This window comes from Pseudomonas crudilactis (genome assembly GCF_013433315.1).
GTDB lineage: Bacteria > Pseudomonadota > Gammaproteobacteria > Pseudomonadales > Pseudomonadaceae > Aquipseudomonas > Aquipseudomonas crudilactis.
The window spans coordinates 166,048-177,420 of sequence record NZ_WXVV01000007.1 but is presented as its reverse complement, the minus strand read 5'-3'; the positions used below and the strand labels follow the sequence as shown (position 1 = coordinate 177,420).

The following is an 11,373-nucleotide window of genomic DNA, read 5'->3' as shown; positions in this document are numbered from 1 at the left end:
CGCTCAAGAAAGCGATGCGCAGCCCTGTGACGAACGAGAGGGGAGAGGATGAAGGCAGTTATTTTGGCGGGTGGTCTGGGCACGCGCATCAGTGAAGAGTCGCACCTCAAGCCCAAGCCAATGATCGAGATTGGCGGCAAGCCAATTCTCTGGCACATCATGAAGCAGTACTCCGCCCACGGGATTCACGATTTCGTGATTTGCCTGGGCTACAAGGGGTACGCGATCAAGGACTTCTTCGCCAACTACTTCCTGCACACCTCCGATGTGACCTTCGACATGCGTGAAAATCGCATGGACGTTCACCAGAATTACAGCGAGCCATGGCGCGTGACGCTGATCGATACCGGTGAAGAAACCATGACCGGTGGCCGCCTGGGGCGAGCCGCGCGCTATCTGGAAAATGAAGAAGCCTTCTGCTTCACCTATGGCGACGGCGTTTCCGATTTGAACATCAGCGCATTGGTCGATTTCCACCTGACTCACGGCAAACTGGCCACCGTCACCGCCGTACAACCGCCGGGCCGCTACGGCGCGCTGGATCGCGAAGGTGACCGGGTGCTGGGTTTCACCGAGAAGCCACGCGGCGACGGTGGCTGGATCAACGGCGGCTTTTTCGTGCTGTCGCCCAAGGTCCTGCCGCTGATCGAAGGCGATTCGACGTCGTGGGAGTCCGGCCCGCTGGACGGACTGGCCGCCCGCGGTGAGTTGATGGCGTTTCAGCACGACGGTTTCTGGCAGCCCATGGACACCCTGCGCGACAAGAACCATCTCGAAGCCCTGTGGCAGAGCGGGGAGGCCCCATGGAAGCAATGGGACTGAGTGCGGATTTCTGGCGCGGCAAACGCGTCCTCGTCACCGGGCACACCGGTTTCAAAGGCAGTTGGCTGACCCTGTGGCTGCAAAGCCTCGGCGCGCAAGTCAGCGGTTTTTCCCTCGATCCGTCGACCGAGCCGAGCCTGTTTGAATTGGCGCGGGTGCACGAAGGCATCAATGATCAGCGCGGTGACCTGCGGGATCTTGGCGCCTTGCTGGAAATCATCGCCGACACTGAGCCGGAGATTGTTTTGCACCTGGCGGCTCAACCGCTGGTGCGTGAAGGCTATCGCGATCCGCTCGGCACTTACTCCAGCAACGTCATGGGCACGCTGAACCTGCTTGAAGCGATTCGTCAGGTCGGCTGCGTGCGCGCCTGTGTGCTGGTGACCACCGACAAGGTCTACGCCAACAAGGAATGGCTGTGGCCGTACCGCGAAGACGAAGCCCTTGGTGGCCATGATCCTTACAGCAGCAGCAAGGCTTGCTGCGAACTGTTGGCGCAGTCTTATGCCGCGTCATTCTTTCCGGCGGACAAATACGCTGAGCACGGTCTGGCCTTGGCCACGGCGCGTGCCGGCAACGTCTTGGGCGGCGGTGATTTTGCCCCAGAGCGACTGATTCCCGACGTGCTCAAGGCCTGGACCGCCGACGAGCCGGTGACCCTGCGCTATCCGCAAGCCGTGCGCCCATGGCAGCACGCGCTGGAACCTTTGGCCGGTTATCTGCAACTGGCCGCTGGCCTCTACGAACAAGGTCCGGAATACGCCGGGGCGTGGAACTTCGGCCCGGGCGAGGCGGACATGTGCAGCGTTGGCGAAGTGGTCGAATTGCTCGCCAGTCGCTGGCCGCAGGCGCGCGGTTTGCGCATCGAGAAAAGCGAACTGCACGAGGCGGGCCTGCTGCGTTTGGACAGCAGCCGCGCACGTCAACTGCTGGGCTGGCAACCACGCTGGACCTTGCAGGCATGCCTGACCCAGACCCTCGACTGGCACCTGGCGTGGCAGAACGGCGATGACATGCGCAACGTCACCCTCGGCCAATTGAACCTGTACCGAGGCGCGCTGTGAGTGAGTTTTCTCTGAAAGCGTTGCCGCTGGCCGGATTGTTCAGCGTCCAGCACAAGCGTTTCGAAGATCAGCGCGGGCACTTCGCCCGGCTGTTCTGCGAAGGCAGCCTGAGTGCGTTCGGCAGCGAATTCCATATCCGCCAGATCAACCATTCCTGCACCCGCGAGAAGGGCAGTGTGCGCGGTCTGCATTATCAGAATGGCAACGCCCCGGAAGCCAAACTGATCACCTGCCTGCGCGGTGAAGTGTGGGACGTGGCGGTGGATCTGCGTCCTGACTCCGCGACGTTTCTGCACTGGCACGCCGAGCACCTGAAGGCCGGCGATGGCCGCAGCCTGTTGATACCGGCCGGTTTCGCTCATGGTTTCCAGACCCTCACTGAAGATGCCGAATTGCTCTACCTGCACAGCGCCGATTACGCGCCGGAACACGAGGGCGGTCTGTCGGTGAACGATCCACGGCTGGCAATTGCCTGGCCGTTGCCTGTCAATAATTTGTCAGCGCGTGATTCCAGCCATCCCGCGTTCGATCAACACTTTGCTGGAGTGCGTCTATGAACTGCCGTGGGTGCGCCGCACCGCTGAGCCTGCCGCTGATCGACCTTGGCACCTCGCCGCCGTCCAACGCCTACGTCCACGCTGATCGCCTGGAGCAGGCCGAGCAGTGGGTGCCGCTGAAGATCGCGGTGTGCCAGCAATGCTGGCTGGTACAGACCGAGGATTACACCAGCGCCGACAGCCTGTTCGACGCCGAGTACGCCTATTTCAGTTCGTTCTCCAGCACCTGGCTGGCCCATGCTGAGTGCTATGTCGCCGAGATGGTCGAGCGCTTCGGCCTGACTGCCGACAGCCGCGTGGTGGAAATCGCCGCCAACGACGGTTACCTGCTGCAGTACGTAGCCGGTCGCGGTATTCCGTGCCTCGGCGTCGAGCCGACACGCAGCACCGCACAAGCGGCGCGCGCGAAAGGTCTGCAGATTCGTGAGTTGTTCTTCGGTCGCGACACCGCCGCGCAGTTGCAAAGCGAAGGCTGGGGCGCCGATTTGATGGCGGCCAACAACGTGCTTGCGCATGTGCCGGACATCAATGATTTCCTCGGTGGTTTCGCGACGTTGCTCAAGCCAGCCGGCGTGGCCACTTTCGAATTCCCGCAACTGCTGACGCTGATGGCCGGCGCGCAGTTCGACACGCTGTACCACGAACATTATTCCTACCTGTCGCTGACTGCCGTGCAGACGCTGTGCGAGCGCAATGGCCTGGAAGTGTTCGACGTCAGCCAGTTGAGCACCCACGGCGGATCATTGCGGGTGTTCGTGCAGCGCAAGGACGGCGAGCGTCGCCCGGTGCAGCCAACGGTGCAGCAACAGTTGCAGGCCGAACTCGATGCCGGGGTGAAAACCGCCGAGTACTACGCGACCCTCGCGCCCGCCGCTGAACGCATCAAGCACGAGCTGCTGCGCTTCCTGTTGCAGGCCAAGGCTGACGGCAAACGGGTGGTCGGTTATGGCGCGGCGGCCAAGGGTAATACCTTGCTCAACTATGCCGGGGTCAAACCGGATCTGTTGGCCTGGGTGGCTGATGCCAACCCGCACAAACAGGGCAAATGCTTGCCGGGCAGCCGCATTCCGATTGTTGCACCTGCGCGGATTGCTCAGGAGCAGCCGGACTACATTCTGGTGTTGCCGTGGAACCTGTTAAGCGAAGTGACGCAGCAACTGTCTGCGGCCAAGGCATGGGGCGCACGCTTTGTCGTCGCCGTTCCGGAGTTGATCATCCAATGAGCAGAATTCATTACACCAAACCCAGCGTTGGCGAACTCGAAGCGCAGTACGCCCTGGACGCCGTACAAAACGGCTGGGGCGCACGTTGCTACGAATACCTGACACGTTTCGAGCACGGCTTTGCCGAGCATCTGGGCGCCACCTACGCCATCGCCACCTCCAGCTGCACCGGCGCGCTGCACATGGGCATGGCCGCCCTGGGCGTGGGAGCTGGCGATGAAGTGATCCTGGCCAACACCAACTGGATTGCCTCGGCGGCGCCGATCACTTACCTGGGCGCCACGCCGGTGTTCGTCGATGTTCTGGCGGATAGCTGGTGCCTGGATCCGCAACAAGTCAGAAAGGCGATCAGCCCGCGCACCAAGGCGATTCTCGCCGTGCATTTGTACGGCAACCTGTGTGACATGGACGCACTGCTCGCCATCGGCGACGAGTTCGGCATCCCGGTGATCGAAGACGCGGCGGAAGCCATCGGCTCGCAATGGCGCGGCCAGGCTGCCGGTTCGCTGGGGGCTTTCGGCGCTTTTTCGTTTCATGGCACCAAGACCATGACCACCGGTGAGGGCGGCATGTTCGTCACGTCCGACAAAGCTTTGTATGAGCGTGTTCTGACCCTGTCCAACCATGGGCGTGTGGCGGGTTGCACTAAACAGTTCTGGCCGGAGTTTGTCGGTTTCAAATACAAAATGAGCAATCTGCAGGCCGCCGTTGGCTGCGCCCAGGTCGAGCGAATCGACGAGTTGATCGAGCGCAAGCGGGCGATTTTTGCCAACTACGCGCGAGCGCTCGAAGGCGTACCGGGTGTGTCGCTCAATCCCGAACCGGCCCATGCTCGCAATGGCTACTGGATGCCGACCGTGGTGTTCGATGCCGCCACCGGCATCGACCGCGAGCAAATGATTGCCGCCTTCCAGGCCGCCGACATCGACGCCCGGGTGTTTTTCTGGCCGCTGTCGTCGCTGCCGATGTTCAGCGAATACGCGGTCGACACGCCGCTGGCGTTTGCCTTGCCCGAGCGCGCCTTCAACCTGCCGAGCTATCACGACATGACCGACGCCGATCAACAGCGCGTGGTGCAAGTGGTGCTGGATCTGCTGGCTCACAGGCACACAGTGTGAAGCTGTATTTGCTGGGGGCCGCCAACCCGGAAGCGGTGCGCATGCTGCACGCCGTCAAGCGCAGCACGCCGAACGTCGAATTCGCCTTCCTCGACAACGATCCGCGCAAGCACGGCACGCTGTTCTACGGGGTGCCGGTGCTCGGTGGTTGCGAACTTGTCGGCGAACTCAATGGCGAGGACGTGCGCTTCGTCAATCTGATCACCGGCAGTACGCGGTTACGCTACGAAACCACCTGTCAGCTGGTGGATGCCGGTGCACGTCTTGGCCAGTTCGTTCATCCGGGTATCGACCTGAGCATGATCCGCATGGGGCAGGGCAGTTATCTGCAGGAAGGCGTGCTGATGCAGGCCGAGGTGACACTGGGCGACAACACCAGCATCAGTGCCGGCAGTGTCGTGGGGCATGAGGGGCAGATCGGCCATTCGGTGTTCATGGCGCCGGGCGTGTGTATCGCCGGTTGCGTGGAAATCGGTGACGGGACCTTTATCGGCACCAACGCCACGATCCTGCCGCGCCTGCGCATCGGTCGCTGGGTGACCATCGGTGCCGGTGCGGTCGTGACCAAAGATGTTCCGGATTTTTCGGTCGTGGCGGGCAATCCCGCCAGGATCATCAAGACCAACGCAGTGCCTTACCCGGACGCCAGGGTGTTCAGGTAAGCCGTTTCCCGAATTTTTGGAGAGTTGCAATGAATCCGCATGAACAGTTTCGCGAAGAAGTAAAAGCCAACATCGAAGGCCTGCAGAACGACAAGGCCCTGCAAACCGAGTCCCTGGACTGGGTCGGCACCACGGCCAAGCACAAGTACACCTACAACTTCAGCTGGATGGGCCGGCCGATCATTCAGTTCCCGCAGGACATGGTCGCGATGCAGGAAATCATCTGGAACCTGCGCCCGGACGTGATCGTCGAGACGGGCATCGCCCACGGCGGTTCGCTGGTGTTTTACGCCTCGATCCTGGAACTGATCGGCCACGGCGAAGTACTGGGCATCGACATCGATATCCGCGAGCACAACCGCGAAGCCATCGAAGCGCACCCGATGTTCAAACGCATCAGCATGATCCAGGGTTCGAGCATCGATAGCAGCATCGTCGATCAGGTGCGCGAGCGTGTGCAGGGCAAAAAAGTGCTGGTGGTGCTGGACTCCAACCACACCCACGAGCACGTCCTCGAAGAGCTTCGCCTGTATGCACCACTGGTGTCGGTGGGCAGCTATTGCGTGGTCATGGACACCGTCGTTGAAGACATGCCGGCCGATGCGTTCCCGGATCGTCCATGGGGCAAGGGTGACAACCCGAAAACCGCGGTGTGGGCCTACCTGGAAGAGAACCGCGATTTCGAGATCGATCAGTCGATCCACAGCAAATTGCTGATCACTGTCGCGCCGGATGGTTATCTGCGCCGCGTGCGTTAATCGACAAACAACGATGGGTTTTCGGCGACGCGCCGCTTGTGGGGAATATATGCAAGGCAAGAACATTTCAGGAACCGATCTGGCACTCAACGAACAGTTGACGGTTGTGCTGATCTCTCACGAACGCCCGGCGTTTCTGCGTAGAGCCATTCGCTTCTACAGCAGCCTGCCGTGCAGAATTCTGGTGCTCGATTCATCGGCGGTGGCGCTGCAGGGCATTCCCGAGGAATTCACCCGCGTGGATTATCAGCACTTGCCGCAGTTCGGCTACTGGGGTATTCGCGCCAAGCTGGCTTACGGTGTCGAGCAACTGCAAACGCCTTACATGGTGTTTGCCGCCGACGATGACTTCCTGGTGCATGAAGCCCTGTACGAAGCCGTGGCATTCATGGATGCCAACCCTGATTACAGCCTGTGCCATGGCTACAGCCTGATGTATCTGGCATTGGCCAACAGCGTCAATTACTACCGCCGTGACAAGAAAGTCTGCGAAGACTACTCGGCCGATCAGGCCGAGGAGCGCTTGCTCGATTACATGCAGCAGTACCTGCCGCCGTTCTACGCCGTGCAGCGTACGGCGATCTTGCGCGACTGGTACGCCGCCATGCCGCAAGACACGATCTTCCAGTGGCAGGAAGTCGGTCACACCTGGTACATGCTGGCCCGGGGCAAGGTGCGGATTCTGCCAATCCCGTATGTCGTGCGCGAAATCAACTACGAGCAGTCCGATCACAACACCGAGATCTATCACACGCTGGCCTATATGGACGCCAAGAACGTGGCCGGGCGCGAAGCGTTTGCCGAGTTCCTCGCGTCGTTGCCGACCCAGCTTCAGCATCAGGATCCACAGCAGGGCAAACAGTTTGCCCTGAAGAGTTTTGCCACGCTGGCCGAAAGCCTGCGGACCTACCGGGCACTCACCGCCGAGTTGATCTTCGAATCGACCTGGATCGATATCGAGTCCGGCCCGCAGCGTCGGTTCGGGCCGAAGCAATACGTGGAAATGCCTTTCTATAACCAGGTGTTTTTCGATCAACTGACGCAATTCGAGTTTCTGTTGCACGCGATGCCGGCCGGACGCGTTCAGCTCAAAGAGCTGGAAGGTATCTGGGCTCGCCAGCAGAGCCTGATGCTGGCACGCAACAATGACACCCCGGAAAGTGTGCTCGACCGCTTGTGGCAGGCGCACGACGCCAACGTGTTCAATCGCGCGGTGATCAAGCAACTGCTCGTGCAATTGCAACCGCTGGACGAGGAAGACGACGCGCCAGTGCTGCGCGATTGGGTCGCGCGTCTGGACGCGGTGTTGCTCGAAGGGCATCAGCCGACATTCGCCAAGATGCTCACCGGCCGCCTGCTCGAGTGGCTCGCCGCGCGTGCGCCGGATACCGAGCAGGCCACGGCGATTGCCCGTCACCTGGCAGACAATGCCGGCGGTCCGCAGTTCGGCATCTTCCTGCTCGATCTGGACAACGACATCGACAAGTTGCAAATCTCCCTGGACAGCTTGCTCGAAGGCCACAGCAAAGCCTTCAAGGTCGTGGTGTTCACCACCGGTGAACCGCCGGCGGCAACCACTGCACAAAATACCCTGCACTTTGTGCGAGTGACCCAAGGCAACTTCGTCGACAAGCTCAACCAGAGCGTTAATCAATCGACCAGCGACTGGTTGCTGCTGGTTGAGGCGGGTGAAGAGTTCACGGCTGCCGGCCTGTTGCGTGCCGGTCTGGAACTGATGGCTGCGCCGGGTGTGCGTGCGGTTGCCACGGATGAAATCCAGCGCCAGGAAAACGGGGCTCTGGTCGATCTGTTCCGCCCGGGCTTCAACCTGGATCTGCTGCAAAGCGTTCCGTCACTGATGGCACGGCACTGGTTGATTCGTCGCGAAGTGCTGACAGGGCTCGGCGGTTATCAGGCCGATTTCAGCAAGGCGCTTGAGCTGGATGTACTGCTGCGCATCATCGAGGAGGGTGGTCTCGACGGTCTGGCCCATCTCGATGAGCCACTGCTGATCACCCGGGCGCCGGTGCTGGAAGAAAATCCTCACGAGCGTCAGGCGCTGCTGCGGCACTTGGGCAATCGTGGTTACAAGGCTCAGGTCACTTCGACGCAGCCAGGCACCTGGCAGATTGACTATCGTCATGCCGAGCGGCCGCTGGTCTCGGTAATTGTCTCCGCCGGCGACGATCTTGCCGCACTGAAACGCTGCCTGGATGGCGTGCTGCTCAGAACCCGTTACACCCGCTATGAGCTGTTGATTGCGGTCGGCTCGAACCCGTCGGCCGAGATCAATGATTGGCTGGGAACGCTGCACAACGCCAAAGTGCGCGTGCTGCAGGTTGATCGTCCGCTTGATCAAGTGGCGCTGTACAACGCGGCCAGTCAGCAGGCGCAGGGCGAATATCTGGTGCTGCTGGCCACCGACAGTGAAGTGGTCAACCCGAACTGGATCGAGTCGTTGCTCAATCACGGCCAGCGTCCTGAGGTCGGTATCGTCGGTGCCAAACTGGTGGACCGCGACGGCAAGATCTCTCAGGCAGGTTTGATTCTCGGATTGAACGACGGGGTAGCTTCGGCCTTCATCGGCGAGAAACACGCTAACGAGGGTTACATGCAGCGCTTGGCGGTCGAGCAGAACTACTCGGCGGTGTCGAAGGCGTGCCTGATGGTGCGCAAGGACTTGTTCGAAGCGCTGGGTGGCCTGGACGACGTGACCTTCGCCGCCGGCTTCAGCGATGTCGATCTGTGTCTCAAGGCCGGGCAGGCTGGTTACCTCACCGTGTGGACACCGCTGGTGCAGGTCTTGCACACCGGCGAGTTGCCGCAAGCCCCTGAAGCATTGGCGGCATTGCGTGAGAAGTGGAGCGCGGCGTTTGCCCAGGATCCGGCGTACAACGCCAACCTGGCGCTGACCGGCAAAGGTTTTACCCTGGGTGAAAGTGCCCCGATCAATTGGGCGCAATTGCTCGGCTAAGCCTGGCGAACAGGACACAGGAATTCAGACATGTTCAACGGTAAATCGATTTTCATCTCCGGCGGCACCGGCTCGTTCGGGCGCAAATTCATCGCCCGCCTGCTGGAGCAATACCAGCCCAAGCGCGTGGTGGTGTTTTCCCGTGATGAACTGAAGCAGTATGAAATGCAGCAGACGTTCAACGCGCCATGCATGCGTTACTTCATCGGTGACGTGCGCGATGCCGATCGTCTGCGTCAGGCCATGCGCGGCATCGACTACGTCGTGCACGCCGCCGCGCTGAAGCAAGTGCCGGCGGCGGAATACAACCCGACCGAATGCATTCGCACCAACGTCAATGGCGCGGAGAACATCATCGCCGCCGCCATCGATAACGGCGTGAAAAAAGTCGTGGCGTTGTCCACCGACAAGGCGGCCAGTCCGATCAACCTGTACGGCGCAACCAAGTTGCTCTCGGACAAATTATTCGTCGCTGCCAACAACATTGCCGGCGAGCAGCAAACCCGTTTTGCCGTGGTGCGCTACGGCAACGTCGCCGGCTCCCGTGGCTCGGTAGTGCCGTTTTTCAGCAAGCTGATCAGCGACGGCGCACAGGAGCTGCCGATCACTGACGAGCGCATGACGCGGTTCTGGATCACCCTCGACCACGGCGTGCAGTTCGTGCTCGACAGCTTTGCGCGCATGCACGGTGGTGAAGTGTTCGTGCCGAAGATTCCGTCGATCCGCATCGTCGATCTGGCGCGCGGCATGGCTGAACATCTGCCGCACAAGAACGTCGGCATTCGTCCCGGCGAAAAGCTCCATGAGCTGATGGTGCCGCTGGACGATGCGCGCATGACCCTGGAGTTTGCGGATCACTACACCATTCAGCCGTCGATTCGCTTTACCAGCGTCGATGTCGATTTTGCCGTCGACAATCTTGGCGAGCAGGGGCGTGCCGTGAGCGAGGATTTCGAATACCGCTCCGACACCAATCCGCATTTCCTCTCGGTCGGGCAGATCACCGACCTGCACGCGAAGCTCTCGGTATGATTCCCTACGGTCGGCAAAGCGTCGATCAGGCAGACATCGATGCGGTCGTCGAAGTGCTGCAATCGGACTGGCTGACCCAGGGACCGAGCATCGAGCGCTTCGAGCAGGCGCTGGCCGAACGTTGCCAGGCGGACTTCGCCGTTGCGGTGTGCAACGCCACGGCGGCGCTGCACATTGCTTGCCTGGCGGCAGGCTTGGGGCCGGGCGATCGTTTGTGGACAACCCCGAACACCTTTCTCGCCTCGGCCAACTGTGGACGTTATTGCGGTGCCGACGTTGACTTCGTCGACATCGATCCGCTGACCTGGAACCTCGATGCCTTCGCCCTCGAAGCGAAACTCGATCAGGCCGAACAGGACGGCGCCTTGCCGAAAGTACTGGTGGCGGTGGCGTTCTCCGGGCAGAGCTGCGACATGCGCCGCATTGCGCAACTGGCCGAACGCTACAACTTCACCGTGATCGAAGATGCTTCTCATGCGGTCGGTGCGTCATACGCAGGACGCCCGGTGGGGTGTGGCGAGTTTGCGGCGATGACGGTGTTCAGTTTTCATCCGGTGAAGATCATCACCAGTGCCGAAGGCGGTATGGTGCTGACCAACCGCCCGCAACTGGCCGAGCGCTTGCAGCGTTTGCGCAGCCACGGCATGACCCGCGATCCGCAGCAGATGACCGAGCCGAGCCACGGCCCGTGGTATTACCAGCAGATCGAGCTGGGCTTCAATTACCGGATTACCGATCTGCAAGCCGCGCTGGGTTTGTCGCAACTGAGCAAACTCGACGACTTCATCGCCCGGCGTCGCGAACTGGCGGCGCGTTACGATCGCCTGCTGGCGTATTTGCCGGTGACGTTGCCCAGCCTTCAGCCTGAGGCAGAGTCGGCTTGGCATCTGTATGTGATTCGCTTGCAGACCGATCGCATCAGCCTCAGTCACCGTCAGGTGTTTGAGGGCTTGCGCAGTGCCGGTATTGGCGTGAATCTGCATTACATTCCTGTGCACTTGCAGCCGTACTACCGCGACCTGGGTTTCGCCGAGGGCGATTTCCCCGAAGCCGAGCGTTATTACGCCGAGGCGATCAGCCTGCCGCTGTTCCCGCTGCTGAGCGATGAGCAACAGGATTACGTGGTCGAGCAATTGCGTCGGCTGACCGAATAATTGCCACTG

General features: G+C 60.9%; 10 protein-coding genes. All 10 read left to right on the top strand.

Annotated features, from left to right (window positions below; translation table 11 throughout):
* The first annotated feature begins 48 nt into the window (after positions 1 to 48).
* From rfbF to pseC, 10 genes are read left to right on the top strand one after another with little or no spacing between them, the layout of a single operon-like run.
* A complete protein-coding gene (gene rfbF / locus GTU76_RS10135; RefSeq protein WP_016984278.1) occupies positions 49 to 822 on the top strand; it encodes a glucose-1-phosphate cytidylyltransferase in 774 nt (257 codons plus the stop codon).
* The gene (rfbG, locus tag GTU76_RS10130) at positions 804 to 1,886 is read left to right on the top strand and encodes a CDP-glucose 4,6-dehydratase (protein ID WP_122844916.1); all 1,083 of its coding nucleotides are present in this window, start codon (positions 804 to 806) and stop codon (positions 1,884 to 1,886) included. The genes rfbF and rfbG overlap by 19 nt, the downstream gene beginning before the upstream one ends.
* Positions 1,883 to 2,443 carry a dTDP-4-dehydrorhamnose 3,5-epimerase family protein gene (locus GTU76_RS10125; RefSeq protein WP_180698548.1) on the top strand — a complete coding sequence of 187 codons (561 nt, stop codon included), beginning with the start codon at positions 1,883 to 1,885 and terminating at the stop codon, positions 2,441 to 2,443. The genes rfbG and GTU76_RS10125 overlap by 4 nt, the downstream gene beginning before the upstream one ends.
* A complete protein-coding gene (locus GTU76_RS10120; protein ID WP_180698547.1) occupies positions 2,440 to 3,666 on the top strand; it encodes a class I SAM-dependent methyltransferase in 1,227 nt (408 codons plus the stop codon). Before GTU76_RS10125 ends, GTU76_RS10120 begins: the two co-directional genes overlap by 4 nt.
* Positions 3,663 to 4,784, top strand: a complete 1,122-nt coding sequence (locus GTU76_RS10115) for a DegT/DnrJ/EryC1/StrS family aminotransferase (RefSeq protein ID WP_180698546.1) — start codon at positions 3,663 to 3,665, stop codon at positions 4,782 to 4,784. The genes GTU76_RS10120 and GTU76_RS10115 overlap by 4 nt, the downstream gene beginning before the upstream one ends.
* A complete protein-coding gene (locus GTU76_RS10110; RefSeq protein ID WP_016984283.1) occupies positions 4,781 to 5,446 on the top strand; it encodes an acetyltransferase in 666 nt (221 codons plus the stop codon). The genes GTU76_RS10115 and GTU76_RS10110 overlap by 4 nt, the downstream gene beginning before the upstream one ends.
* 29 nt (positions 5,447 to 5,475) lie before the next feature.
* Positions 5,476 to 6,204, top strand: coding sequence for a cephalosporin hydroxylase family protein (locus tag GTU76_RS10105; RefSeq protein WP_180698545.1), 729 nt, complete (start codon positions 5,476 to 5,478; stop codon positions 6,202 to 6,204).
* Between the two features lie 49 nt (positions 6,205 to 6,253).
* Positions 6,254 to 9,178 (top strand): TIGR00180 family glycosyltransferase, encoded by a 2,925-nt coding sequence (locus GTU76_RS10100; protein ID WP_180698544.1) that lies wholly within the window; start codon positions 6,254 to 6,256, stop codon positions 9,176 to 9,178.
* A 30-nt stretch (positions 9,179 to 9,208) separates the two neighbouring features.
* On the top strand, positions 9,209 to 10,210 hold the full coding sequence (pseB, locus tag GTU76_RS10095; RefSeq protein ID WP_016984286.1) for a UDP-N-acetylglucosamine 4,6-dehydratase (inverting): 1,002 nt from the start codon (positions 9,209 to 9,211) through the stop codon (positions 10,208 to 10,210).
* Complete coding sequence (pseC, locus tag GTU76_RS10090) at positions 10,207 to 11,364, top strand: UDP-4-amino-4,6-dideoxy-N-acetyl-beta-L-altrosamine transaminase (protein ID WP_180698543.1); 1,158 nt, start codon at positions 10,207 to 10,209, stop codon at positions 11,362 to 11,364. Before pseB ends, pseC begins: the two co-directional genes overlap by 4 nt.
* Positions 11,365 to 11,373 lie beyond the last annotated feature (9 nt).